This is a genomic window from Arthrobacter sp. GW822-FHT05G07 (assembly GCF_058799755.1).
Map to the genome: position 1 here is coordinate 399,796 of NZ_JBXALT010000001.1, position 26,109 is coordinate 425,904.

Below are 26,109 nucleotides of genomic sequence, written 5' to 3' on the forward strand. Positions count from 1 at the left end.
AACCATGCCCTCATTGTGGCATTGCCGTCGTACCTTCCCGCTACGATGCCCGTATGGACCAGCGACTGCATTTCCTCACATTCGCCACCAAGGATCTCGACGCCGCGCGCGCGTTCTACAAGGACGGGCTCGGCTGGGATCCGGTTATGGATGTTCCCGGCGAGATCCTCTTCTTCCAAGTAGCACCAGGACTGATGCTCGGCCTGTTCGACGCCGCGAAGTTCGATCAGGACCTCGGCGCTACTGCTCCGACGCCGGGAGTCAGCGGCGTGACACTCTCACACAACGTGAGCAGTGCGGCGGAGGTTTCCAGCACCATCGACACCCTGACGGCGGCGGGCGCCACTGTGGTGAAGCCCGCCCAAGCAGGCGTTTTCGGCGGCATCTTCCACGGCCACGTCAAGGACCCGAACGGAATCGTCTGGGAGATCGCCCACAACCCCGGCTGGCGCGTTGACGACGACGGCACGGTGGTTTTCGGATGACTGCGTTCCCGCCGACGTTCGCTGACGACGTCATCAACCAAGATTCTCGAGCTCAGTTCGATAGCTTCTTGGAGGAGCACCGCAGGGCCCTGAACGCCAGCTTGGATGGACTCACCGAAGAGCAAGCACGACGGTCTTTGGTGCCTTCCCGCACAACTCTTCTAGGCTTGGTGAAGCACGCAATCTTCGTGGAGAAAGTGTGGTTCGACGAAGCCATTACGCGGAGGCCCCGCGCTGAGATCGGCATCCCGGCATCACCCGACGAGTCGTTCATTCTGGACGACAACGACACCATTGCCAGCATTCAAGCAGCTCACCGCGAGGCGTGCGAAGCTTCCAGGCGGGCTGCGGCTCCCCTTGGGCTTGACGACCTTCTGCTGGGAAACCGCCGCGGTCCGCTGCCGCTCAGATGGGTTTACCTGCACATGCTGCGGGAGCTCGCCCAGCACTGCGGTCACGCCGATATCCTGCGGGAACAGGTCACGTCGTAGCCGCGAGCTAAAAATGTCAGACCCCCATGACAGGGTTGTTTCATGGGAGCCATCGGGACAATCTTCGCGCAGCGGGTTAGGGTGTCGCGCGCGTCGATGTTCCCACGAGGCGTCCCCGCTAAGTCACTAGGCGTGCCAGGGAGGATTGCCGCGTTCAAAAGCACGACGGCGGCAGGCACCCTCGCGGATCGCCCCCGGGCCGGTGAGCTGCCTCGCGGGCCGGTGTCGTTGACATGGTCGTCGGGATTCAGCTCGACCGCAAACGTGAACCCAGTGGCCATGGATCATGGTATGCGTATGACGCAGGCGGACGACGCCCTGAGCTCGCTCCGCGAATCCATCACCGACGAGGCCCTGCTGTTCGGGTTTGTTGAGGCCGCGGATTTCGCCGGCAGGGTCGAGGAGATCTCCCGGTCGGTGGAGTATTTGCAGCTGGTTGCTGCGCAGGCGGTGGAACGGACCCGGAAGGAAGCTCAGCAAGCCCGGCCGGGGGTGTCGGCGGCAGCGCCGGAGTGGCGGACGGGGTGGACTGAGCCAGCCGGTGCTTCGGCGGTTGCTGGAGACGCAGCGTCACCAGGCGCCGGCCCGGCGGGAGCATTCCTGGCGGGAACGAGCCACAGTGCGGCCCACGTGAGTGCGGCCCTGGCGGGAGTAGCCCATGCCGCGGCGACGGCCCCGGCGGGAGTAGCCCATGCCGCGGCGACGGCCCCGGCGGGCAGTTTTTTGGATGATGGGTATCGGAACGCGGCGGAATTCCTTCGGGCACGGTTGCGGATCGGTATCGGAGAGGCCCGGCGCAGGCTCGCACTCGCCGCCGAGGTCCTCCCCCAGGCCGGCATAACCGGGCAGGACGTCCCCGCCCGGCGGGAAATCCTCGCCGACGCCATCGGATCGGCTTTGGTGCCCTCCCGGTCCGCGACGATCATCAGCACCGCCCTGGACAAAGTCCAGCACCTCGCAGAACCCCAGACCATCACCGACATGGAACACGCCCTCACCACCACCGCCATCGAATCCGATCCCGACTTCGTCACCAAAATGGCCCGACGATGGACCGACCTCATCGACCAAGACGGCCCCGAACCCACTGAAGAAGCACTCCGCCAACTCCAAGGCGCGTTCCTCCGCCGCCGACGCCGCCACGGACTCCACCACCTCGAAATCTTCGCCACCGCAGAACAATACGAAACCCTCACCACCGCCATGAACGCCGCCACCAACCCCCGACTCAATGGTCCGGAGTCCGGCACGGCACCCAGCGAAGGCCCGGATCAAGGACCTGGCACAGGTTACCCGGCCGGATCAGGAGCCGACGAAGCAACCATGCAAGAAGCAGATCTCGGATCAAGCGGCCCGGACCTGGACCGGCGTTCGAGGGCGCAGAAACTCCTCGACGGCCTCGTCGGTGCGTGCAGCGTCGCGATGAGCACCGGGAAACTCCCGTCGAACGGCGGCCTCCGACCCCAAGTCACCGTCACCATCGACCGCCGCGACCTCTTCAACCAACTCCAACTCAGCCCCACCCAGCCCGGCTCCGGGAACCGGCTCAGCACCGGGACCGCCACATTCCTGGGCCCGATCCACCCGAACACCATCCGCAAAATCGCCTGCGACGCCGACATCCTCCCCGTCCTGCTCGGCAGCGACTCACGCGTCCTGGACATCGGCCGCACCACCCGGATCTTCCCACCCCACATCCGCAAAGCCATCACCGCACGCGACCAAGGCTGCGCCTTCCCCGACTGCACCATGCCCGCACCCTGGTGCGAAGCCCACCACACCACCTACTGGTCCCACGGCGGCACCACAGGCACAAACAACGGCACCCTGCTCTGCAGCCACCACCACCACCTCACCCACAAGGAGCAATGGCGCATCGACATGACAACAGGCATCCCCTGGTTCATACCCCCACCCCACATCGACCCCCACCAAAAACCCCGACGCAACCACCACCACACACCCCACAAGACATAAGTGTGTTGCGTGGGATACGCCGCGGGCGTAGGTGAAAGTGAACTTCGGGGTCTGATTATTGGGAGGGCCACGCGACACTTTGTTCGCTTCCGGGCAGCTCCCCGTGTCGGCCCGTGCCCGCAACGAAGAGGATCCCCACGTCCCCGACAAGCGAGTCCCCATTTTGGCATACCAAAACTCCGAAATTATCTCAATGGGCGCAGATCTCACTTGCATCGAAATGCGAGACTGGGGCATTCTGGAATACCAAAAGCATGCCGCCGTCAATGGCGGCTCCGACAGCTCGTCCCCCGGGAGTACAACGATGTGCCTTCACGACCACACCGCAGCCCCCACGCCCAAGGGTGAACTGCCTCGCCGAGGGATCCTCGCCGGAGCCGCCGCACTGGCCGGGATCTCCGTAGCGGGCATTGCCGCGCAGTTGGCATCAGCGCCCGCGGCCCTCGCAGATAACGCCCCGTCCGGACCGAACTACCCCGGCAAGCCTCTGCCTACCCAAGCAGTGATCATTGAGGGTGGAACCGTGGTGGACCCCAAGACCGGCGATGCCGTGGCAGACGGCGTGCTGGTTCTCGACGGCGGCAAGGTCACCGCCGTCGGAAGCCGCGACGAGACGCGGAAGGCAGTGGCCGCCGTCGCAAAGCGTGCCCGCGTACTGAACGCTTCGGGCAAGTGGGTGCTCCCTGGCCTCGTCGATGCCCACGTCCACGCCAACGCGCTGGCCGATGCCCGCGCGCTCCTGCAGGGTGGGGCCACCAGTGTCCGCAGCGGCTCTAGCACCTTTTACCAGGACATTGCCTTGGCCGCCCTGCCGTCGTGGGCCCCCGGTCTCTCACCCAGGATGACACCGGCAGGCTTGTTCATCTCCCCGGATCAGGGCGATTCCCTCTTGGCCGATCCGGATCTGGCCCCTTTGGCGACGCTGAGTGGCGGAGTCAAGGAGCCCCAGGATCTTGCGTACCTCACCCGTGTCAACCTCAAGCGCGGTGCCCAGGTCATCAAGACCCGCGCCAACCCACGGGCCGGCCTTCCCGAGCAGGACCCCCGCGAACTGGTGTACAACGTGGACCAGATCGGAGCGATCGTCAAGGCGGCCAAGGGTGCCGGCGTCCTCTGCCACGCCTACAGCGCCGAGGGCATTGATGGCGCAGTCCGGGCCGGTGTCCGAAGCATCGAGCACGGCGTCTTCATGACGGAGAACACCATCAGCGAGATGGCCCGACGCGGGACGTTCTTCACGCCCACCATGGATGCCATCACCAGCATGGCCAATTCTGCGAACCCTATTCTGGCCGCCCGCGGTAAGGAGTACACACCCATCTTGCAGGCCGCAGTCCGTGCAGCCAAGGATGCCGGCGTCACCATCGTGGCCGGAACAGATTCCTTCGGAACGGATGTCACGCCAATCGGCACCGAAGCCCGGCTGCTCGCTGAAGCCGGCCTCACCCCCTTGGAGGCGCTCCAAGCCGCCACCACGAATGCTGCCCGTTTGCTTGGACGAGGCGAAAGCGTGGGACGGCTGGTCACCGGCTCGATGGCCGACGTCGTGGTGGTTGACTCCGATCCGTTGACGGACGGCTCCGCTTTGGAGAAGGTCAGCACGGTAATCGCGCAAGGTGCTGTAGTCCGGACGAACCTCTAGCCGCCCTCGGAAGGCCCGGCGGCCACCGTGAACCTGGCCTCAACAGACGCCAACAATGGCCGGGAGTTAAGGCACGCCAGGTACACCACGAGTCCAGCGACGAACAGGATCAGCCAGGCGGTTGTCATGACCAGGACAAAAGCGGTGACAAACAGGATGCCGGCATTCCCCAACGACCCCCTCCGCTGTGCGCCCAAGGTGTAGACGGACAAGCGGTAGATATCCCTGGTGCGGAAAGTGAAGCGGGACAGGAGGAGCATCGCGTTCATGGCTGCAGTGCAAACCATGAGCGCGAGCCCTACCAGCCCTACCCGCGCGGCCAACTGGACAGGATCCGCTTCGCCGGACCCCGGCGAAGCGGATCCTGGCAGGACGCTCAGGTTGAACGCGATGATGCCGAGGAAAAGCATGTACGGCAGCCACACCGCCACTGCCTGGCCGAAGTTGCTCCGATAGGACTTCAGGAAATCCTGGAACACCCCGCTGTCCTCGCCTGCCAGGAGCCGGTTGAAGGCGTAGCAGGAAGCCACAACGGAGGGTCCAAGCAGCATAAATCCCAGCAACGCCAGAGGACCAACCCCAAGCAACAGTGGAACAACCAGCACGTTCGCCAGCACCAGTAAAGTGCTGCTGACCATAACGCCGTATACCGTGCCCGCCGCTTTGAATAACGGCCCGGACCCGTATTCTGCCTCCCTGCCTGCCATCTGAACTATTTCTTGTCCGCGTAAGCCTTGTAGGCCTTGTTCGCCAGCTCGACGTACTTTGTCTGTCCCTTGCTATCGAGTTCCTTCACATAGGCGTCGAACTCGCTGAGGCCGCGCTGCCCGGTAATGAACTTGAGGGTGTTCTGCTTGACGTGGTCCTTGAGCGGGGTGAGCGCCAATGTGGCTTGTTCGCGGTCGACGTCGTTGAATGGCACTGGCGGCGCAACCGGGCGCGGCTTCTTGGACTTCATGGCCTTCTGGAACGCGAGTTCCTCATCGTTGAACGTGGAATGCAGCAGTTCCGTAGCGCCACCATAGGCGAAGTTCCCACCAGAGAAGCCGTAGTCCACCCGCAGGTCCTTGGTCCCGGCGGGGTTGAGTCCCTGGAAGTTGATATCGGCGGCGAGTTGGCGCTTCCCGCCGGACTTGGTGAACGTGGTTCCTTCCACGCCCCACTTGCTGAACTCCTGGCCGGCGTCGCTGTAGAACAACCAGTCGATGTATTGGATGAGCGCCACAAAGCTGTCCTTGTCCTTTACGGACGAGTTCAACATGATGCCGTTCTCCAGCCGGGTCCCGCCGATGATGTCCCCTGCCGGGCCTCCGGGAACCGTGATCTTGCCGATCTCGAAGTTGCCCTTGCCCAAGGTCTGTTCCATGGAGGTGCGGTAAGTGATGACGTTCTGCGAGTTGGCACTGATAACAAACGATTTGCCGGAGACGAACTTTTGAATGGCGGCGTCGTCGGTCTGCGTGAAGCTTTCGGGGTCCATCAATCCTTCGGAAACCAAGGAGTTGAAGTAGGTCACCACTTCCTTGAACTCGCCGGAGCCGGCAGCGAAGCCGAACTCCTTCTTGTCTGCATCAAACTGCAGCCCATCCACCAAGCCCCAACCCGCCACGGTTCCAAAGGACGGGGCGGCAACGTTGAGGACGCAGTCACCTTTGAAGCGGTCCGAGAAGGGCACGACGTCGGGATAAGACTTCTTGAGCGACCGCAACACTTCGCGGAACTCATCCCAGGTGGTGGGCTCGGCAAGCCCCTCCTTCTTCAGGATGTCTTTCCGGAGGCACAGCGAGTAGTCGGGCCACAGTTCCTCGTGCAGGCCGGGAAGGACGTAGTACTTGCCGTCTTCCTGGGTGAGCGCTTCAATCTCGGGCTCAAGCTTCCACTTCTTCACCTTCTCCTGGAAGTGCGGCATGAGGTCCACATAGTCGCTGACGGGGAGAACCGCCCCGGCGGAAACGAACGCCGCTTCCTGCCCGGGGTACGTTTTCGCGATGATCTCGGGGGCGCTGCCGGAGCTGATGAGCAGGCTGCGCTTCTGCTCATAGTCGCTGTTGGGAACGATGGTGGGTTCCAGTGTGACGTTGTTGTCGCTGGCCATCTTGGTGAACAGAAGCCAGTCCTTTTTGTACGGGTAGGTTGGCTGGTCCGAGAACAGGAAGGTGAACGTCAAAGGCACCGTCGCTTTGAAGGTGTCTCCTACCTTGAAGCTGTCCATCGCACCGTTGCGGGATTTGGTGGTGTCTACTTTCTCGGCGGTGTCGGAGTCGCAACTTGTCATCATCAGACCGATGGTGACCACGGATGCGAGTCCAAGGAAGTCGCGCCTACGGAACTCTCGCTTGTGGATCATTGAATGCCCTTTCATAAGTGTTATTCCTTGACGGACCCGAGCATCACGCCCGAGAAAAAGTACTTCTGGACGAATGGGTAGATACAAAGGATGGGGATGACGGTCAGGACGATGGTGACCGACTGGATGTTCGCGGCGATCTGGCCGACGTTTTCCGCTGTGCCGCCGGCTGAGCCCGCTGTGGTGACTCCGGCGATCATGTTGCGCAAGTAGATGGTGACCGGAAAGAGATCCGGGTTGTCGAGGTAAAGGAAGGCCTGGAACCAGGAGTTCCAGTTGGCCACCGCGTAGAACAGCACCATGGTGGCCACGATTGCCTTGCTGAGCGGCAGCACCACCCTGAAGAGGACGCCGTACTGGGTGAGCCCATCAATGGATGCTGCTTCGTCCAGCTCACGGGGCATGTTCTCGAAGAACGACTTCATGATGAGCAGGTTGAAGACGCTGATGGCGTTCGGCAGCACCACCGCCCAGATGGTGTCCCGCATGCCAAGTGAACTGATGAGGACGTAGTTGGGAATCAGCCCGCCGTTGAAGAACATGGTGAACACTGCAAGGCCGATGAAAACGCTGCGCCCCTTGAGTTCCTTCTTGGCGATTGCGTAGGCGAAGGACGTGGTCAGCACCATGGAGATCGCCGTCGCCACTACCGTGTACAGCACGGTGTTGCCGTAGTTGTTCCAGAACGTGGAGTCAGCCAGGATCAGCTTGTAGGTTTCGGTATTGAACCCCATAGGGAACAGGTTGACCTGCCCGGCGTTGATGAAGCCCTCGCTGGAGAACGACTGGGCAATGATGTTCAGGAACGGGTAGGCCGTCAAGAACACCACGAGCAGCAGGAACACCAGGTTGAGGGCCCGGAAGACCCGCATGCCGGTAGACACTTTCATGTCTTTCAGGAGGACGCCTTGGGCTGGAGCACCCTTGATGGCAGTAGCTGTCTTGTTCACCACAGGCTCGTTCCTGCGACGCGCTTGGAGATCGCGTTCGCTGAGAGGATCAGCGTGAGGCCAATGACGGATTCGAACATTCCGATTGCGGCCGCGTAGCTGAAGTTGCTGGATTCCAAACCCACCCGGTACAGGTAGGTGGAGATGACATCTGACGTTGCGTAGTTGAGCGGGTTGTAGATGAGGAGGATCTTCTCGAACCCCACCGCCATGAACGTGCCGATGTTCAGGATGAGCAGCGTGATGATGGTCGGCCTGATGGCGGGAAGGGTCACGTGCCAGGTCTGTTGCCAGCGATTGGCGCCATCGATCCTGGCCGCCTCATACAAGGACTCATCCACGCGGGTCAGCGCCGCGAGGTAAAGGATGGCACCCCACCCCATGGTCTGCCACACCTCAGAGCTGATGTACATGGGCCGGAACCAGCCCGGATCCTGCGTGAAGTTCACGGTGGTTCCGAACAGGGTTTCCGCGATCTGGTTCACGGTGCCGGTCATGGAGAAGTTCTGCAGGATCATTCCGGCGATGATCACCACTGACATGAAGTGCGGCAGGTAGGCCACGGTCTGCACGAACTTCTTGAACTTCTGCGATCTGAGTTCGTTCAGCATCAACGCGAAGATGATGGGCATCGGGAAACAGAAAACCAACGTCAGGACACCCAGGATGATGGTGTTCTGGAAGGCCTGCCAGAAGCTGGGGTCGTTGATGAACAGGGTGATGTATTTGAAGCCCACCCATTTCTCGCCGAAGATACTTCCGCCCGGCTGGAATTGGCGGAACGCGATCACGTTTCCGGCCATCGGCAGGTACCTGAAAATCAACAGGTACAGCAGCGGCAGTGCCAACAGCGTGTAGAGCCGCCAGTCGCGTTTGAGGGCCAACTTCCAGCTGCCGGGCTTGTCGCGCCGCTTCTTTGCCTGCCCGGGCTCAGCGCCCGGGACAACCTTGGGGGGAACGTCCAGTCGTAGTGCCATGGTTCGCCTCCCTATCCTGCTGTTTCGTCGAGAATCAGGACGCCGTTCGCAGGGAGCTCAACCAACCCCCGAACCGCGCCTCCGGTGAGTCGGTCAGTGCCGCCGTCGAGGACGTCCACGCTGGCAGGCGCGTCGTTGTGGTTGAGCACCATGAGGAAACTTCTGCTGGTGCCGTCGACGCTTTTGCCGGCACGACGGCGGGCCTGGACTCCCGTAGGCGCCTTCAGTTCCGGTTCCACACCGGCGGCGAGAAGTTCGTCGTCGAGGAGCTGGTTCAACAAGCCTTCATCAACGCGTGCCGATAGGTACAACGCCGATCCCTCACCGAAGGAATTGCGCGTGACAGCCGGGGTTCCCGCCAAGCGCCCGGATGTGTAACTGGCCACGACGTCTGCAGTTTCGGCGTGCAGATGCTCAGTCCAGTAAGTGGCGGAGGACGTTCCGCCGTCGGGCGTTGAGAGTTTTACTTGTTCGCCGTCCCCGGCGAGCGGATGCATTTCCTCGCTCCACGCGCCCAAAACGTTCCGCAAAGCGCCGGGGTAGCCGCCCAGCCGGATGGTGTTGTTCTGGTCCACGATGCCGGAGAGGTACGAGACCACCAGTCGTCCGCCGTCGGACACATAGTCTTCGAACCGCCGGGCGGCGAGGTCCGTAAGGAGGTACGACGCCGGCATGATCACCACGCTGTACGCGGAAAGGTCGCTGTTGGCATTGACCAAGTCAACGGTGATGTTGGCATCGAACAGTGGCCGGTAGAAACGCAGGACCTCCTGCGCATAATTCAGGTCGGAGCGGGGCGAGTTGCCCAGTTCCAAGGCCCACCAGCAGTCCCAGTCGAAAACGATGGCCACGTGAGCCGTGGAACGGGTACCGGTCAGGTCCCCCAACGCCTTGAGTTCCTCTCCCAGCCCGCAGACTTCACGGAAGATCCGTGTATTCGGACCAGCGTGGTTGACCATGGCAGAGTGGTAGCGCTCAGTCCCACCCTTGGCTTGGCGCCATTGGAAGAAGAGGATGGAATCGGCGCCCTGGGCTATGGCTTGATATGAACTCAGGCGCATTTTGCCGGGAAGCTTGGACACGTTGACGGACCACTGACTAACCGCGCCGGTAGCTTGCTCCATGACCATCCACGGCTGGCCCTGGCGGAGTGAGCGCATGAGGTCGAAGTTCAACGCGGCGGCGACGTGAGCGTCGTCTTCGCGTGGGTCCGGGTAGATATCCAGTGCAACAGCGTCTTCTTCTGCAGCCCAGGCCCAGTAGTCGTTGGTCTTGTAGAAGCGCATGAAGTTGGTGACGATCGGCAGGTCCGGGCTGTGCCGGCGGAGAATGTCCCGTTCTGCCGTGAAGTGCTCCAGCATGCTCTCCGAGGTGAAGCGGTGGAAATCCAGTCGGCGCGAGGGGTTGGACCATGTGCGGGGCTGCGCTGGGACACGGACTTGGTTCCAGTCTGTGTAGAGCTGGCCCCATACCGCGGTGCTCCAGGCTTCGTTCAGCTCATCCAGTGAGGAGTACTTCCGCTGCAGCCACGCCCGGAACGCTTTCTCGGCCCACGGACCGTAGGACACCGGACCGTATTCGTTGCCCACATGCCACATTCGGAGCGCGGGATGTTTGGCGTAGCGCTCCCCCATCTTCTCCGCCAAAGCCAGCGACTTGGCCCGGTACACGGGGTGGGAAACGTCAAAGTGCTGCCGGGATCCGAAACCGAAGATGCTGCCGTCGGCTCGTTCCGGCATCATGTCCGGGTGCTGCTCAACAAGCCATGCCGGCGGTACAGCGTCGGGTGTGGCCAGGTCCACGCCGATGCCGTGCTGGTGCATGAGGTCCATGACGTCATCCAGCCAGCCGAAGTCGAAAACGCCGTCACTGGTTTCCAAGCGGCTCCACGCGAAGACAGCCAAGGTCACCAGGTTCACTCCTGCTTGCTGCATGAGCTTGGCGTCCTCGAGCCAGACTTCGCGCGGCCATTGCTCGGGGTTGTAATCCCCGCCGTACGCAATGCCGCCTATTCGTTGATGCAGTTGCTGCAGCCGCGCCTCGGCAGTCCGCAAATCCTCAGGGTGGATGGTCATCGTTGTCCTTCACTCGGCCTTCGTCGCCCTGAACAACAGTGCGACGCACATCACAGAGAGAAACTATCGTAAAGTTTACGCAATAACAACAGGCTGGTATCGGAAACTTACGAGCAACCGGGAGAGCAACGGGTGTGGGGATTAGGGCGAAACCACGCGACTTTCGGAGGGATGGATCGCAGTCGCAGCGGGCATGAATGGGCGATGGATCACGTAACTTTCCGACCGAAAATGGAAACTATCGGAATTAGCCTGTCTCACCGAGATCGCGGGAAGCGTGCGGAGAACCTGGAAACCGGGGCGCGGGAGCACCGAGAACGCCGGAAGCTTGCGGATACGCCGGGACAGGAACGGCGATTTCGCAGGGTTCCAGCGACCTGGCGGCAACCCGTTGACACGTGACCAAACAGTCACCTATTCTGAGCCCATGGACGTAGTGTTCAAGGCCTTGGCAGACGCAACCCGCAGGGAACTTCTCGATGAGCTGTTCCGCGAGGACGGCCAATCCGCCTCCGCCTTGGGAGCCCGGTTCGAGATGACCCGTTTCGGCATTGCCAAGCACCTCAAGCTGTTGGAGGACGCAGGGTTGGTGGTCACCCGCCGTCGCGGGCGCGAAAAGCTGCACTTCCTGAACCCGGTTCCCATCCGTCTCATCCACGATCGCTGGGTGAGTAAATACGCAGAACCATGGGCCGCTGCCCTCAGCGACCTCAAATCCAGATTGGAAAGTCCCATGGAAAAGATCTTCGAGATTTACATCAAGACCACTCCGGAACGGCTCTGGGAAGCCATCACCAATAGCGACATCCGCAGCAAATACCAGTTCGGCAACACCTTCACCTCGGACTGGACTCCGGGCAGCCGCTTCGAGATGCACAACGTCAAAGCCGATGCGCCGCTCGGAGAGGGCGAGAACATCGAGGTGGATCCCCCACGCCGGCTCGTTCAAACAATGCGCGCGCTGTGGGGCGAGGACGTGAAGGCTGAGGGAACGTCGCGGATCACCTGGGAGATCGAGCCCGTCGGCGATTCCTGTCACCTCACCGTCACGCACGATCAGCTCCGCGAAGGCGCGAACGACCAACTCTACGGTGGCTGGCCCATGATCCTCTCGGGCCTCAAGACCTGGCTGGAAACCGGTGAAACGCTGACTACGCCCGGCTCGCTCATGTACGCGTAGCCACTTTCGGGGGCAACGGCTTAAACGAGGACGACGACGGCGGGCCGCTGCCGCCGTCGTCGTCGATACCTCAGTCTCCCGCCAGTCAGGCGACAGGCGCCGCCGCCTGTTCCTCTGTAAGCCAGGCTGCCTGCATGGTTCCGAGGAGGTGCGGAGCGAAATCTTCCCCTATTTCCAGCACCACACGGCACCGTGCACCGCGCTGCTCCGGGTACCCGGCGTACTGTCCGCGGAGATCGCACACCGTCTGGCCGCGGCCGGGTCCGTCGGTGGTGTCAACCTGAACCCGGACAGTCGGGGCCAGGGTGAGCTCCACTCCCCTGACGGCGATGGCTGCAGCAAGAGGATCGTGCATCGCCGAGCAAGCCCGCCCGAAAATATCAACGTAGAAACCGAAGTAGTAGCCGAGCATCTCGCCCAGTGCCTGCGAGACCGGGTGCTCGCTGGCCAGCAGCTCTTGGCGGTGGTTTTCCTCCAGGACGTTGGTCATGGTGACATCCAGGGGTACTAGCGTCACGTTCCAGTCGGCGGCCAGGACTTCGGCGGCAGCCTCAGGATCGTTGGCGATGTTGGCCTCAGCAACAGGCGTGATGTTTCCCGGGGCCAACGCTGCGCCGCCCATGATGGTGACCTCGGCGATCAGCTCGGGCAGTTTCGGTTCCAGGCGCAGGGCTTCGGCGATGTTGGTCAACGGGCCGATGGCCACAAGGCGAAGCTCCCCCGCATATTTGTGCGCCAATTGAACCAGCAGCTCCGCGGCTGTGACCTTGACGGGCTCACGGACCGACGGGACTAGATCTACCCCGCCGATGCCGTTGTCACCGTGGACGTGCGGAGCGCCGCCGTGGAAAGATCCAACCTGGGGATCGTGGGCGCCGATAGCCACGGGGATGTCCGGGTGGCCGGCCAGGTTCAGCAGGTCCAGGGTGTTCCGGGCGCCGCCTGCCGCACTGACGTTGCCACTGACAGTACCGATGCCCACGAGGTCTGCCCGCGGGGAGGCCAGAAGGTAAGCCAGGGCGAGGGCGTCGTCGATGCCGGTATCGCAGTCAAGGAAGAAGGGGGCGGGCTGGGTCATGATGGTCTCTCGTTTCAGGTGGAGCGGACAGTGGTGATGCTGCGTTCGGTGGCGCGCCAGGGCCGAGTGCCGGCGTCGTGCGTTAGATCTTTTCGCCCTTGGGGGCCGCGATGAACAGGCTGACAATGAAGGCAAGCGCCGTAATGGACACCGAAATCCAGAGGGCTGCGGAGTATCCGGCCGCGGTGCCCTGGCCTGCGAACGGTGCAACAACCACGACGCCGAGGCTCGCCCCGATGCCGAAGGAGGCACCGTTGATGCCCGGCAGCGCGGCCGGCGCTTCTTTGGGCGAGAGCAGCACGGACAGGCCGTTGATGGCGGTGAGGAAGAAGCCGTTGTAGAAGATGCCCAGGGCAGCGATCGCGATGAGGACTGCGATCTGGTTGTGGGCGAAGAGCGCCGCGACGATCGCGCAGGCCAAGCTGGTGGCGGTGCCCACGCGGACCGTCTTGATCCAGCCGCGGCGGTCGGCGATCCAGCCTGCGAGCGGGGCAGCAAAGACGCCGATGAGCGCTGCGGGCGTGAGGAACAGCAGGGCTGCGACCGAAGCGGACAGGCCGAAGCCGTTTTCCTTGTCCTGGCTCAGCAACACCACGGTGAAGTTGATGATGGCGAAGATGCCGGCGAGCGTCAGCACAGTGGTGGCGATGACGGGCCACACCTGGCGTGAACGGAGATGGTGAACTGCCACGAGGGGGGTTTCGCGCTTCTTTTCAATGAGCCAGAAGGCTGTGAAGGACGCGATGCTTCCGGCAAGCAGGCCAAGGGCTGCAGGCGAGGTCCACCCAGCCGAAGAACCCGTGGACACGAAGTATGTGATGAACACCAGGAACACGGACAGGGAACCCGCACCCCACCAGTCCATCCGGCCCGGCGCAACCGCAGCCTTACCGCCCGGGACTACTTTGAAGACGCAGACGACGGCGATCGCGGCCAGGACGAGCACGGCAACGAAGATCGACTGGAAGCCCAGGGTCTCGGCCATGAGTCCGCCGAAGTAGCCATCCACGCCGCCAACGCCGCCGTTGATCGCTGCGATGATGCCGATGGAGGTGCCGAAGAGTCTGGCGGGCAGGTACTCGTTGAGGACGATGTAGGAGAGCGCGAAGATGGCGCTCGAAACACCCTGCATGAAGCGGCCGGTGACCAGCAACGGCAGGGTGGGCGCGAAGATGCACAGCACGGTACCGGCACCCATGATGGCCAGCACCAACAGGAGTGCATTGCGACGGCCGATGAAGTCACTCCAGCGACCGATCACGGGTCCGGCGATGGCGCCGGCGAGGAAGAACATCGACTGCACTTGAGCCACGGCCTCGGGTGTTTCGCCGAAGAACGAGCCGATGTGCGGCAGTGCGGGCGTGATCATGCTGGCGTTGAGCTGGAACGCCAGTACGGCCAAGACCAGCGTGGCGATCAGCAGCGCGGCGGCTTTGCCCTGGAAGCGGCTCTGGTCCGTCGCTGTCTTGGGGTCCGCGGGGGCTGGGGCCTGCGGGTCTACAGCCTGCGTGCCTGTGGCGGTGGGGATGTTCACATCAAACTCCTTTGTCCGAGGGCGCGGGGCGGCGCCATGAGATGTGAGTTGTTATACAAGCATGTATTACGAGCTTGTGCAACCTGTCACAGTCATCCGGTACAGTGTCGGTAACCCATCTCAAGTGAGGCACCCTTGACCGACAACGCCGTCCAGTTCCTGTCCCGACCCATCGCTACCCAACCGGGGCAACCTTTGCGCGTCGCGGCCTACTCGCGCATCGCCGAAGCGATCCGGACCAAGATCCTGCCGCCAGGTTCCTTGCTCCCCACGGAGACAGAGCTAGGCATCATGATGGATGTCAGCCGTACCGTGATCCGGGAAGCGCTGATGTTGCTCGAAGAAGACGGCCTCACCCGGGCACGCCGCGGAGTTGGCCGCTTTGTAGCCGATTCGCTGCCCCGCATCGGCATCGAACACATCCGCCCCTTCGATCAACTTCTTGGCGGACCGGACCAGGACATCCAGGTCAAGCGGGTAGCTGCCATCAAACAGCCGGCGTCGGAATTCGTGGCGCCGGGCATCGGCGTGCAGCCCGAAGAGGACGTCTGGTTCTGGGAGAGCGTGCTCATCCGGAACGGCGAGCCTGTGGCCCACCTCCAGGAAAACGTCTCGCAGGCAACCCCTGAAGCCGAGGCCCTGGCCGAAGCTGCGGAGGCTCCCACGCTTCCCGCGTCAACACTCCTGGAAGTTCTCAGCGGACTGCCCGGCGCAACCCTTGGCCCCGGCGAATGCCAGATCAGCCTCAGCACCGCCGGACCCAGCCGCGCAAAGTTACTGGGACTCCGCCCCTCCGATCCCGTGTTGGTCCTCACCCAATACGTCCGCCGGAACGGTTCCCCGTTCTATCTGGCCAAATGCCTCGTGGCCGCCAAAGCCGGGCATCTCTCCGTTATCCAGTCCTCCTGACCCTCCCCGAGCTGATTCCCCGAAAAGGACCTTTCATGAGCACGTCCCTGCAGCCTTCTGCGCCCATTTCGTCCCTCACACTCACGGTGATGGGCAGCATCAACCTCGATATCACCGCCACAGCAAACCGTCTCCCCTCGCCGGGCGAAACCGTGGGCGGAGGCGTTCTCCGTCAGCAGCCCGGCGGCAAGGGCGCCAATCAGGCCGTCGCCGCGGCCCGGCTCGCGGGAAGCTCCCGCATGGTGGGGGCCGTGGGCCACGACGAAGCGGGACAGAACCTGCTCAGCGCGATGGCGGCCGCCGGCGTCGACGTCCAAGACGTTTCCCGGGCAGATGCTGCCACAGGAACGGCGCTGGTGCTGGTAGACGGTGAGGGCGAGAACCAGATTGTGGTGTGCCCGGGCGCCAACGGTGCAGTGAACGTGGACGGTGTCACTTTCGACGATGACGAGGCCGTCCTGTGCCAACTCGAAGTGGACCAGCACGTGGTGCTTGAAGCCGCCCGCCGGGCCAAGGGATTCTTCGCACTGAATGCGGCCCCCGCGATGCCCCTCATCCCGGAGTTGCTGGATCGCTGCGACCTGGTAATCGTGAATGAGACCGAGTATGAACTCATCCCGGCACTCCGCCACGCACCATTGGTGGCCGTCACCTACGGCGGCGAGGGTTCGGCGATCTTCGTCGACGGCGAACGGGTGGCCGAGGCTCCGGCGGTGCGGGTCACCGAGATTGCCAACACGATCGGAGCCGGGGATGCTTTCTGTGCAGCATTGGTCTTGGCGCTCCGGTCCGGGTTGGAATACTCGCATGCTTTGGCAGCGGCCAATGCCGTGGGCGCGGATGCTGTCCGTGATGCTTCGTCCCAGCCTGCACTGAAGCCGTTGGAACATTACATTGAGGCGACGCGGTCTTCTCTTGCGGCAGGTTCGGCCGCCACCAAGTAGTCGGCCCAGCGCTTCAAGGCGGTCTCGACAGGAGGGTGGTGCAATCCGCCAGCCTCCGCCAAGGCGACCGCGGCCGCCGTCGGATATCGATTTTCAGACAGGAACGACAATGTTTCCGGGTCTGCCCCAGTCAGTTTTGCGGGCAGTTTCTTCAGCAGGGCGCTAGGGATTTTGAACCATGGGACCCGGACATTGAGGTGCTTCCCGAGCATCCCCAGTAGCTCCGGCAACGGCGGCGTGGCGTCGTCGAGTACCCAGTAGGAGGCATTTTCCGCTTCGGGCTTGTTTGGGACCAGCGCCATAAAGGAGGCCAGATAATCGGCTGTGACCACTGGGACGAACGTGCGCTGATTGCCAGGCAGCACGGGCAGCTTTCCACGGAAGAGATCCAGCACGGTGGTGGCGAGGCCCAACACTTGCCCGGACTCACCATTGATGGAATCCCCGATCACGGTGGCCGGGTTGACCATGGTGAATGGAACGCCCAGCGAACGCGCGGTTGCTTGCACTACGGCGTCAGACTCCACCTTGGACCCCTCGTAGGCGCCCAGGCGTTTGTAGTCTTTGGCGCGGCGGGAGTCATCCCATGGCCCCTCGGCAGGGTCCTGGCCCCCACCCGGTAACCGGACAGATGCACCACCCTGGTCACCGCCGGCAGCTTCGCGGCAAAGCGAACCACGCGCTCGGCGCTGGTCACGTTCGCGGCATAGGCAGCCTCGGCAGTCATTCCGAACGCAAATGCGCCAGCGACGTTATGGACTTCGGTCACGGACTTGAAAGCGTTCGACGCCGGATCCTGGCCGAGGTCGTCCAGGCTGAAGTCCACCAGGACGAAAGTTGGGCGCCCGCCCGCGTCGTGCTTCGCCAGCCACTCCGCCAGTCGTTGAGAGGAATGTTCCGTGCGCACGGCAGCTGTGACAGTCACGCCCCGCTGCAATAGTTCGCGGACCAGCCATTTTCCGATGTGGCCCGTGGCGCCGAATACCAGAGCGTGACGGGAGCTCATGCGTTCGCCTCGCTGTGAACTGCCTTCATCAACATTTTGAGCGTCCCGGCAGCTGCGTCCAGAGGCTGGGTGGACTTGTAGGCGCGGGACAGAATGAGGGAGCCCTCCACCAGGCAGATCATCGACGTCGCCAAAGGTTGCGCCTGCTCTTTCTTGAGCCCGAACGTAGAAAGGTAGCTGGACACTGCACTGACCCAGGCGTCATACACCTGGCCGCATGCCTCCCGGAGCGGCTCGTTCTCAGACCCTGCGTCCAAGGCAACGGATGAGACAGGACAACCGGCTTGGTAATCGCTGGCTTCCAGAATGCCTTTGAGTTCGGCGACCAGTGCGTCTACCGCGGCGCTGGGCGAGGAGGCCGTTGTGGTCGCCGTGCCGATCAGCTCAGCGAACTGATCGCCGGCCAGCCCCACAGCGGCGATCCCGAGTTCGGTTTTCCCCTCCGGGAAATGAAAGTACAGGGAGCCCTTCGGGGCCCCGGATCGTGCCAGCACCGTGTTGAGCCCCGTTCCGTGATAGCCGTGAAGCTGGATGAGCTCGAGCATGGAGTCCACTAAGCGCTGCCGGGTTGCGAGTCCTTTGGGATACGAAGAAGCCATGGCTAAGTAATAGACCAGTCTATATATTTATTTCAACCGACAGCTTGGTCGCTAGTCGATAATTCGGAAGTCGTCGAACTCCCCCGTTGCGTCGGAAACCTGGAAATCAACGTTCTCAACCCGGCCCGGCGCCCGCGACGAGTGAAGCCACTTCACGATGCTGTCCACGTCGGCCGCTGAGCCTTCGGCCACCAGTTCAACGGAACCGTCCGCGCTGTTGCGTACCGTCCCTTTCAGCAGGAGTTCATCCGCTTTCCGGGCAGTCCAATAGCGAAAACCCACGCCCTGGACCACGCCGGTGATACGGGCTGTGAGGCGGAGGGTTTCGTCAGTCATGGAACCACCTTAACCAGACCCGCCCTCGTCCGTCCCGCTCACCGTACAACGGGTCGCGGGACGAACAAGGGCGGGTTCCGAGACAGGGAGACTTAGCCGACCACGATGTCCCGCGTCGTGTGGCTGTACGTGATGGTGACGGGGCCGCCGTCGTGGTTCAACTCATGGTTGGCTCCGTCACGGGCACCGAACGCACCATAGTTCTCATCCCAAGAACGGTTCAGCGCAATCTTGTACGTGTAGAAACCGGCGGGCAGTTCAGCCGTCAGCGTCCACACCTGGACGATTGGGTTGAACTCCATCTGGGCTTCGTCGTACTGCGGCGCCCAGTCCTCGGGTGCTCCAAGGATCTTGTTGAAGTCACCGGCGATCGCGACGGCGTCCGGCTGCGGCACAGTCTCGACGGCGGATGCCGCCGCTGCTTTCGCCGGCGCCTTGCGGGTGGGCTTCTTCGCGGCAGGGGCAGCCCCCGCGGAGGAAGCCTTGGCTGTTGCAGCCTTGGCCTTCGGCGCGGAGACCTTGGCCGCAGCGACCTTCGGCTCAGCTACGTCGGCAGCCGCAACCTTGGGCGCGGAGACCTTCTTCGTGGCAGTCCGCTTGGTAGCAGCTGCCTTCTTGGCCTGGGGCTTCGCGGGCGGGGCCGTCGGAACGGCGACGTCGGCAGGTACCGGCGTTCCGGCGTCGAGCGCTGCTCCGAAAGCGGCCGCGTCCGGGAACGCGACCGTCGCACGCAGGCCGTCCTCCGGAATGGTCCAGCCCGAACGTCCCTTGACCAACCATCCGGACTTGACCAGCTTGGCCGATGCCGACGTCAGGGTCTTGTGGCCGCGAGGGATGCCTCCACTGAGAAGTTCAGCCTCGTGGTCATTGAAAGGTACTCGGACGATCGCTTCGGCCAGCACCTCGCCGGCGTTCAGCGTTGCCCCGGACCATACGTTTTCGGCGAGGATGTCCAGGACGGCCTTCAGACGAAGGTTGGTGTTCTCGGCGGTGTTCGCGCCCATGCTTCTCCTTCAACGGTGGATACTCCCTAGCAGTTTGCCAATGAATTGTTAATTCCCGCGACTGCAGAAGGTAAACACCGTGTGTCGTGACCGAGTGTGACATCCCGGACGCCGCAAGTGATTTACGGGTCTCGGCTGCAGTGCTTTAGGCGGGCGTTACGGAGGCCTTGACCCACTCCGTGACCTCGTCCAGCAGCACCGCTTTCCGGGCGTCACTGGCAAAGGAGGAACGGATGGAGTTGGCAGCCAAGGTGGCCTGCTCCGGAACCGAGAACTCCAGGACCTTGACCAGTTGCTCGAAGTTGTCGTCCACGTAGCCGCCAAAGTAAGCGGGGTCATCCGAGTTCACGCAAACGTTCAGCCCAATCGCCAACATCTCGGGCAAGGGGTGGTCAGCCAGCTTATCCACCGCGCGGAGCCGGACATTGGAGAGCGGGCAGACAGTCAAGGGAACCTGTTCAGCGACGAGCCGTTGCACCACATCCGTGTCTTCCATGCAGCGAATGCCGTGATCGATCCGTTCGACGTGAAGCACATCCAGTGCCTCGGTGATGTAGGAGGCCGGTCCTTCTTCGCCCGCGTGAGCGATCCTCCGCAAACCGGCTTCAGCGGCGCGCTGGTACAGTCGCTCAAATTTCGACGGCGGATTGCCCACCTCTGCGGAGTCCAAGCCGATGCCGGCGATCGGCGCGTGCATGGCCAGGAGCTGGTCCAGCACCTCAAGCGCCGAATCCTCGGACATGTCGCGCAGGAACGCAGCGATGAGGAGAGTGGAGACGCCAAAGTCTTCTTCGGACGTGGCCAAGGCGTTGGCCACACCATTGACGCAGGTCTCCAGCGCCACGCCCCGGGACGTGTGCGCCTGGGGGTCCATCATGATTTCCGCATGTCGCACTCCCCCGGCAGCGGCCCGCTCCAGATACGCACGCGTCATGTCAGTGAAATCCTGCTCGGTCTGCAGGACAGCCATATTGGCGTAGTAGAGGTCCAGGAAAGATTGGAGGTCAGTGAACTCGTACTTTTCCCGGAGTTCCTCAATGTCTTCGTACGGCAGTTCGATGCCGTTTCGTTCGGCCAGGGCAAAGATCAGCTCTGGCTGGAGAGTCCCTTCGATGTGCAGGTGCAGTTCGGCAACCGGAGGCGCCGTTGAGGTAGTTTTCTCGCCAAAAGTTTCCACCCGACAACTCTAGGCCCCAACACCGGTACGTGTCCCGGAGCACTCAACTTGGTTCTCAAGCCCGGCACCCTCAAACTGAAAGGATGCAGACTTTCCTCCCTTTCGCCGATTTCCGTGAGAGTGCCGCGGCGCTCGACACTTCAAGGCTCGGCAAACAGCGCGTCGAAGCCCTCCAGGTTCTCCGCGCGTTGGTGATCCCGGAGTACGGTTGGCAGTCGCACCCCGCCGTGCGCATGTGGATGGGCCACGTCCCTGCCCTCACCATGTACGGCCTGGCCATGGCTGACGAATGGATTGCGCGCGGACACCCGGACAACACCCGCACCAACATCACGGAGTTCGCACCGCAGGCGGCCCACCCGGATTACGCATCCAGGATCGTCATGCCGCCGTGGCTTGGACACGAGGACCTGCACCTCAGCCACCGTTCCAAGCTGATCAGCAAGGATCCCAAGCACTACGCCCAGCTCTTCCCGGGCACCGAGGAAAAGCTGGAGTACGTATGGCCGGAACCGAATCACGAGTTCCACCCGGAAGACCCCGAGGATGACAGCCTGTGGATCCTCCGTGCAGCCGTTGAGGATCTCCGACCGGAGCAGCTCACCACAGTCGCCATGCCGCCGCACGGCAAAGCCCGGGCCGCTGCCCCGGCAGACCCCGACGAGTACCAGTTTGTGTACGCCGAGGAGAAGTCCCGCCGCCAGGTCAAGGGTCCCAAGAAGCGACCCGTCAAGCAGCTTGAAAAGAAGCCCACGCGCAAGCGCCAGGCACAGGAGCAGGCGTTCAACACCCTGCCGGGCAAGACCGAGCTCGCCGTGCCGTTCGACGGTGGGCAGACCTTCGCCGTCGGCCTCATCCACGGCCGACCCATCACTGTTGACGGCCGGTTTGCGCGCAATTTCGAGGTCACCAATGTGATCAAGCGCTCCGACTTCGACTACCCGGCCCTGCTGCAGGATCCCCGGGTCTTCTTCCCGGTGCCGGCGCCTCTGCAGTAGCGGTACCTTTCACCAACTCACGACGACGGCAGCCAGGTTCAGTTTGTACGGAACCGGGCTGCCGTCGTCGTTGTTTGCTGTTTACGGGGTTGCTCTGTGAGACGGTGGTGTCACGCACCTAACCGGGGAGGGCCATGGATTTCCAGCACGTCATCGAAGAAGTCGGCCGGTACATGGACTTCGCGGGGGTGGCCGTCATGGTGATCGGAGCCCTGATTTCGGTTCCCCTGGCCCTCCGCGGATACCAGCCTAAGCGGGCTCGCGGGCTCGCCCCGTTTTCTCCGTACCGCTCCTACCGGCAGTTGCTGGGCAGGTCCATTCTTTTGGGGCTCGAGCTCCTTGTGGCCGCCGACATCATCAGAACCGTGGCCGTCACCCCCACTTTTGAAAGCGTCGGAGTCCTGGCCATCATCGTGCTGATCCGCACGTTCCTCAGCTTCTCCCTCGAGCTGGAAATTACGGGCCGCTGGCCGTGGCAGAAGGAAAAGGACTCATGACTCAGCCGTGGTCCCCGGACATTCTTGGCGAAGGCTTCGAGCAACAAACGCTGACGCTCGACGGCGGTGCTGTGGCCACCTTGGTGCGGTACCTGGGCACCGCCCCGGAGTGGCCGGAGGCCGTGGACGGCATTCCGGACCCCGCAGGAATCGACGCCGACGTTCTGTATGTCCACGGCTGGTCGGACTACTTCTTCCAACGGCACGTAGCCGAGTTCTGGCATCGGGCCGGCGCCCGCTTCTACGCCTTGGACCTGCATAACTACGGCCGCAGCCTCGGTCCTGGCCTCGTGCCTGGCTTCGTCACCAACCTGGCGGACTACGACGCCGACATCGCAGCAGCGCTGTCCGCCATGGGCCGCTCCGGGGATGCCGGCCAGGACCGGCCGCTCATCCTGTTGGGCCACTCCACCGGTGGACTCACCCTCAGCCTGTGGGCGTCCCGCCACCCAGGCATCGCATCGGCCTTGATCCTCAATAGCCCCTGGCTGGAATTTCAGGCTACCGAGCTCGGCAGGCGGGCGATCGCACCCTTGGTGGGGCTGCACGCCCGGCTCCACCCCTTGGCACCACTGCCGCCAGTAGATCCGGGAATCTACACCCGGGCCGTATCAGCCACCCTTGACGGTGAGTGGGACTACAACCTCGAGTGGCGGCCCGACCGGGGATTCCCCATCACTCCTGCATTCCTTGACGCCGTGTTCCGCGGCCAGGCGACCGTCGCAGCCGGTTTGGGCATCGATGTTCCGGTACTCGTGCTGCTCTCGGACAAGAGCTACCTCCAGCCAAAATGGTCGGCCGACGCGCTCACTGCTGACGTTGCACTCAATGTCGACGCCGTGGCCCACCGCTCGTTGTCCTTGGCCGATACCGTCACCGTGAGCCGGTTGCCGAACGCGTTCCACGACATCTTCCTCTCACCGGAACCGGTCAGGCGACAAGCTTTCGAGCGCATCGGGCGCTGGCTACCCATGGCGTTGCAGCCCTCGAACGCCGAGGTGTGGGAAGCCAGGACCGCGGGTTTGTAGGCCGCACCTTATTTACCCAGTCCGGCCCTTCGCAGCGCTTCAGCCATTGCTGTGTTGGCAGGAGCGGCCGGAGCCTGCTGGGGTTTGCCTTGGCGCGCGCCGCCCTGACGCCGATCACCCTGCCCCTGCCCCTGACGCGGCGAACCCTGGCCCGGCTGGCCCGAACGCTGGCCGCCGCCACGCTGACCCGGCTGACCAGCAGCACGCTCGCCAGCACCCTGGCCGCCCGAAGCACGTCCACCCGAGGTGCGCCCACCAGCAGCGCCTGGTTCGTCGTCGAGCCTCAATGTCAGGGAGATGCGCTTGCGTTCGGGGTCGGCCTCCAACACTTTGACCCGTACTACTTGGCCGGACTTCACGATCTCGCGCGGATCCGAGACGAACTTGTTGGATAGTGCCGACACGTGGACCAGGCCGTCCTGGTGCACTCCGACATCAACGAACGCACCGAAGGCGGCCACATTGGTAACAGTGCCTTCCAGGATCATGCCGGGCTTGAGGTCGGAGATCTTCTCGATGCCCTCGGAGAACGACGCCGCCTTGAAAGCAGGACGGGGGTCGCGGCCGGGCTTCTCCAGTTCGGACATGATGTCCTTGACCGTTGGCAGGCCGAACGTGCCATCCACGAAAGCCTGCGGATCCAATGCCGTGGCGGGACCGCCACCGGCTGCGACCAGGATCTTCCGAGCCACAGAATACGCTTCAGGGTGCACGCTGGAGGCATCCAACGGTTCCGCTCCCCCGGTGATCCGGAGGAAGCCTGCGCACTGCTCGAACGCCTTGGCACCGAGCCGGGGCACCTTCTTGAGGTCGCTGCGCTTCGCGAACGGCCCATTCTGGTTCCTGTAAGCCACGATGTTCTCGCTCAGCAGCGGCCCGACGCCGGCCACTCGGCTGAGCAGCGCCGGGGATGCTGTGTTCACGTCCACGCCCACGGCGTTCACGCAGTCTTCCACTACGGCATCCAATGAGCGGTCGAGCTTCGCGGCGGTGACGTCGTGCTGGTACTGCCCCACGCCGATGGACTTGGGTTCGATTTTTACCAGCTCTGCCAAGGGGTCCTGCAGGCGACGCGCGATGGAGACAGCACCACGCAGCGAAACATCCATGCCCGGGAGCTCGGATGCCGCCAGCGCGGAGGCGGAGTACACCGAAGCTCCAGCCTCGGAAACAACAAGCTTCTGGATGCCCTGGGAGCCGGTGGCTTCGAGGGACTTGATGAGCTCAGTGGCCAATTTGTCCGTCTCGCGCGACGCCGTTCCGTTGCCGATCGCCACGAGTTCCACGTTGTACTGCTTGGCCAGCCGGCCGAGGGTGGCCAATGCTTCGTCCCACTTCTTCGCAGGGGCGTGGGGGTAGATGGTGTCCGTGGTGATAACCTTGCCCGTCCCGTCCACAACAGCTACTTTCACGCCGGTGCGGAGCCCGGGGTCGAGGCCAAGCGTGGCGCGGTTGCCGGCCGGTGCGGCCAGCAGGACATCGCGCAGGTTGGCGGCGAAAACGCGAACGGCCTCGTCCTCGGCGTCGGCGAACATGCGTCCGCGAAGGTCAGTGGTCAGCCGGTCCAGAATACGGCCCCGCCAGGCCAGCTGTGCGGTCTGCGTCAACCAGGTGTCGGCGGGCCGCCCCTGATTGGCGACCCCCAGGCACTTGGCCACAGCGTTCTCGTAGCGGCCCCGGGCGGCGGCCAGGGCGTCGTCGTCGGCAGGGTCTGCTTCGGCGAGGTCCAGCTCAAGGACGCCGTCCTTTTCACCGCGCAACAGGGCGAGCACGCGATGCGACGGCATGCCGGAAGGCACCTGCGTGAACTCGAAGTAGTCCTTGAACTTCTGGCCCTCGGTCTCCATGCCCTTCTTGACGCGGGACACCATCCGCCCCTGCTTCCACAGGCGTTCGCGGAGGTCCTCGGCGAGGTCAGCGTCCTGCCCGACGCGCTCCACCAGGATGGCACGGGCCCCTGCGAGCGCCGCGGCGGCGTCGTCGATGGAGTGCTCGGCGTTCAGGTATTTGGCGGCTTCGGTGGAGGGGTCCAGGTGCGGATTGGCGAGCAGGACATCGGCCAGTGGTTCCAGCCCGGCTTCGCGGGCGATCTGGGCCTTGGTGCGGCGCTTGGATTTGAAGGGGAGGTAGATGTCCTCCAGCCGCGCCTTGGTATCGGCCCCGACGACGGCGGCTTCCAGTTCCGGGGTCAGCTTGCCTTGGGCGGCAATCGCCTCCAGGACGGATTTGCGTCGTTCTTCCAGCTCACGCAGATATCTGAGGCGTTCCTCAAGGTCGCGGAGCTGGGTGTCATCGAGCGTCCCGGTGACTTCCTTACGGTAGCGGGCGATGAACGGAACGGTGGATCCGGCGTCGAGCAGTTCCACCGCGGCTTTGACTTGCCAGGTCTTGACGCCGAGTTCTTCGGCGATCAGGGCATGGATGGCGGAGTCAGCTGACTGGTGTTGGAGATTTGAAGTCACCATGACAGTTTGCCTCACATGGCCGACAGTTTCAGAGGCAGGTCCCGGAAGGCCTATCCCGGCGGCCATGTTAGTGCTGTAGTTGGACCATGCAGGAACTGCTCATCATCCTTCGGGACGGGTTTGTTTCCGATGACGTGACAGTGACCGTCAACGGCAAGGAAGCCGTGTCGGAGAGGGATGTGTCCACCAAGGCCCTGTTGGGGATGGCCGACGAACTGACAGTTGAGCTGCCAGCCAAAGGCGCCACAGTGGGCGTTGAGGTCAGCAGCCGAAAACTTAGCGCCACGAGGAAGCTCGCGGGGAAACCCAAGAGCCTGCTGGTCTCCATCGAAGACGGCGAACTCGTGCTGCGTGAAGGAACGGGCCGCGAGGCGTTCCTCTAGGGGATGCCTCGCGGCGGCTGGCGTGGG

At 63.1% G+C, this 26,109-nt stretch carries 25 protein-coding genes; 11 read left to right on the plus strand and 14 right to left on the minus strand.

The window, feature by feature from the left end; all coding sequences use genetic code 11:
• Positions 1-53 precede the first annotated feature (53 nt).
• The 4 genes from AC1RJY_RS01755 (at position 54) to AC1RJY_RS01770 (ending at position 4,595) form a co-directional block, all read left to right on the plus strand.
• Positions 54-485, plus strand: a complete 432-nt coding sequence (locus tag AC1RJY_RS01755; RefSeq protein ID WP_498601084.1) for a VOC family protein — start codon at positions 54-56, stop codon at positions 483-485.
• On the plus strand, positions 482-976 hold the full coding sequence (locus AC1RJY_RS01760) for a DinB family protein (RefSeq protein ID WP_498601086.1): 495 nt from the start codon (positions 482-484) through the stop codon (positions 974-976). Before AC1RJY_RS01755 ends, AC1RJY_RS01760 begins: the two co-directional genes overlap by 4 nt.
• Before the next feature lie 42 nt (positions 977-1,018).
• Positions 1,019-2,953, plus strand: coding sequence for an HNH endonuclease signature motif containing protein (locus AC1RJY_RS01765; RefSeq protein ID WP_498601088.1), 1,935 nt, complete (start codon positions 1,019-1,021; stop codon positions 2,951-2,953).
• A 193-nt stretch (positions 2,954-3,146) separates the two neighbouring features.
• Positions 3,147-4,595, plus strand: a complete 1,449-nt coding sequence (locus AC1RJY_RS01770) for an amidohydrolase family protein (RefSeq protein WP_498601090.1) — start codon at positions 3,147-3,149, stop codon at positions 4,593-4,595.
• Here the strand turns inward: AC1RJY_RS01770 and AC1RJY_RS01775 are convergent.
• From AC1RJY_RS01775 to AC1RJY_RS01795, 5 genes are all read right to left on the minus strand, one after another.
• On the minus strand, positions 4,592-5,233 hold the full coding sequence (locus tag AC1RJY_RS01775; protein WP_286176303.1) for a YesL family protein: 642 nt from the start codon (positions 5,231-5,233) through the stop codon (positions 4,592-4,594). The genes AC1RJY_RS01770 and AC1RJY_RS01775 overlap by 4 nt on opposite strands.
• Positions 5,234-5,307: 74 nt before the next feature.
• Entirely contained in the window at positions 5,308-6,957 is a 1,650-nt protein-coding gene (locus tag AC1RJY_RS01780) for an ABC transporter substrate-binding protein (protein WP_210064448.1), read from the minus strand.
• Between the two features lie 5 nt (positions 6,958-6,962).
• Complete coding sequence (locus AC1RJY_RS01785) at positions 6,963-7,832, minus strand: carbohydrate ABC transporter permease (protein ID WP_498601248.1); 870 nt, start codon at positions 7,830-7,832, stop codon at positions 6,963-6,965.
• Positions 7,833-7,888: 56 nt separating this feature from the next.
• On the minus strand, positions 7,889-8,869 hold the full coding sequence (locus AC1RJY_RS01790; RefSeq protein WP_011773863.1) for an ABC transporter permease: 981 nt from the start codon (positions 8,867-8,869) through the stop codon (positions 7,889-7,891).
• Between the two features lie 11 nt (positions 8,870-8,880).
• Complete coding sequence (locus AC1RJY_RS01795) at positions 8,881-10,944, minus strand: beta-galactosidase (RefSeq protein ID WP_498601092.1); 2,064 nt, start codon at positions 10,942-10,944, stop codon at positions 8,881-8,883.
• Positions 10,945-11,371: 427 nt separating this feature from the next.
• Between AC1RJY_RS01795 and AC1RJY_RS01800 the strand changes: the two genes are divergently transcribed.
• A complete protein-coding gene (locus tag AC1RJY_RS01800) occupies positions 11,372-12,124 on the plus strand; it encodes an ArsR/SmtB family transcription factor (protein WP_043805861.1) in 753 nt (250 codons plus the stop codon).
• A gap of 85 nt (positions 12,125-12,209) precedes the next feature.
• On the opposite strand, the gene AC1RJY_RS01805 is transcribed toward AC1RJY_RS01800, so the two are convergent.
• Positions 12,210-13,202, minus strand: coding sequence for a nucleoside hydrolase (locus tag AC1RJY_RS01805; RefSeq protein WP_498601094.1), 993 nt, complete (start codon positions 13,200-13,202; stop codon positions 12,210-12,212).
• Between the two features lie 82 nt (positions 13,203-13,284).
• Positions 13,285-14,736, minus strand: a complete 1,452-nt coding sequence (locus AC1RJY_RS01810) for an MFS transporter (RefSeq protein WP_498601096.1) — start codon at positions 14,734-14,736, stop codon at positions 13,285-13,287.
• Between the two features lie 135 nt (positions 14,737-14,871).
• Between AC1RJY_RS01810 and AC1RJY_RS01815 the strand changes: the two genes are divergently transcribed.
• Together AC1RJY_RS01815 and AC1RJY_RS01820 are read left to right on the plus strand one after the other, a co-directional pair.
• Entirely contained in the window at positions 14,872-15,645 is a 774-nt protein-coding gene (locus AC1RJY_RS01815) for a GntR family transcriptional regulator (protein WP_043805860.1), read from the plus strand.
• Positions 15,646-15,680: 35 nt separating this feature from the next.
• A complete protein-coding gene (locus AC1RJY_RS01820) occupies positions 15,681-16,589 on the plus strand; it encodes a ribokinase (RefSeq protein WP_210064453.1) in 909 nt (302 codons plus the stop codon).
• Here the strand turns inward: AC1RJY_RS01820 and AC1RJY_RS01825 are convergent.
• The 6 genes from AC1RJY_RS01825 to AC1RJY_RS01850 form a co-directional block, all read right to left on the minus strand.
• Positions 16,535-17,116, minus strand: coding sequence for a Rossmann-fold NAD(P)-binding domain-containing protein (locus tag AC1RJY_RS01825; RefSeq protein ID WP_498601099.1), 582 nt, complete (start codon positions 17,114-17,116; stop codon positions 16,535-16,537). The genes AC1RJY_RS01820 and AC1RJY_RS01825 overlap by 55 nt on opposite strands.
• Complete coding sequence (locus tag AC1RJY_RS01830; RefSeq protein WP_498601101.1) at positions 17,098-17,595, minus strand: SDR family oxidoreductase; 498 nt, start codon at positions 17,593-17,595, stop codon at positions 17,098-17,100. Before AC1RJY_RS01830 ends, AC1RJY_RS01825 begins: the two co-directional genes overlap by 19 nt.
• Positions 17,592-18,194 carry a TetR/AcrR family transcriptional regulator gene (locus AC1RJY_RS01835; RefSeq protein ID WP_011773855.1) on the minus strand — a complete coding sequence of 201 codons (603 nt, stop codon included), beginning with the start codon at positions 18,192-18,194 and terminating at the stop codon, positions 17,592-17,594. Before AC1RJY_RS01835 ends, AC1RJY_RS01830 begins: the two co-directional genes overlap by 4 nt.
• Positions 18,195-18,245: 51 nt before the next feature.
• Positions 18,246-18,530 carry an acylphosphatase gene (locus tag AC1RJY_RS01840; RefSeq protein ID WP_011773854.1) on the minus strand — a complete coding sequence of 95 codons (285 nt, stop codon included), beginning with the start codon at positions 18,528-18,530 and terminating at the stop codon, positions 18,246-18,248.
• Between the two features lie 92 nt (positions 18,531-18,622).
• Entirely contained in the window at positions 18,623-19,534 is a 912-nt protein-coding gene (locus AC1RJY_RS01845) for a pullulanase X25 domain-containing protein (protein ID WP_498601103.1), read from the minus strand.
• A 145-nt stretch (positions 19,535-19,679) separates the two neighbouring features.
• Positions 19,680-20,711, minus strand: a complete 1,032-nt coding sequence (locus AC1RJY_RS01850) for an adenosine deaminase (protein WP_011773852.1) — start codon at positions 20,709-20,711, stop codon at positions 19,680-19,682.
• 83 nt (positions 20,712-20,794) lie between these two features.
• Here AC1RJY_RS01850 and AC1RJY_RS01855 point away from each other — a divergent pair, with 83 nt between their 5' ends.
• The 3 genes from AC1RJY_RS01855 (at position 20,795) to AC1RJY_RS01865 (ending at position 23,234) form a co-directional block, all read left to right on the plus strand.
• A complete protein-coding gene (locus AC1RJY_RS01855; protein WP_498601105.1) occupies positions 20,795-21,709 on the plus strand; it encodes an MSMEG_6728 family protein in 915 nt (304 codons plus the stop codon).
• Between the two features lie 134 nt (positions 21,710-21,843).
• The gene (locus AC1RJY_RS01860; protein ID WP_014920991.1) at positions 21,844-22,206 is read left to right on the plus strand and encodes a DUF1622 domain-containing protein; all 363 of its coding nucleotides are present in this window, start codon (positions 21,844-21,846) and stop codon (positions 22,204-22,206) included.
• Positions 22,203-23,234 carry an alpha/beta hydrolase gene (locus AC1RJY_RS01865; RefSeq protein ID WP_014920990.1) on the plus strand — a complete coding sequence of 344 codons (1,032 nt, stop codon included), beginning with the start codon at positions 22,203-22,205 and terminating at the stop codon, positions 23,232-23,234. Before AC1RJY_RS01860 ends, AC1RJY_RS01865 begins: the two co-directional genes overlap by 4 nt.
• An 8-nt stretch (positions 23,235-23,242) precedes the next feature.
• Here the strand turns inward: AC1RJY_RS01865 and AC1RJY_RS01870 are convergent, their stop codons facing one another.
• Positions 23,243-25,699, minus strand: a complete 2,457-nt coding sequence (locus tag AC1RJY_RS01870; protein ID WP_498601108.1) for a Tex family protein — start codon at positions 25,697-25,699, stop codon at positions 23,243-23,245.
• Positions 25,700-25,785: 86 nt separating this feature from the next.
• Between AC1RJY_RS01870 and AC1RJY_RS01875 the strand changes: the two genes are divergently transcribed.
• Entirely contained in the window at positions 25,786-26,082 is a 297-nt protein-coding gene (locus AC1RJY_RS01875) for a hypothetical protein (RefSeq protein ID WP_011773847.1), read from the plus strand.
• The last annotated feature ends 27 nt before the right edge of the window (positions 26,083-26,109 follow it).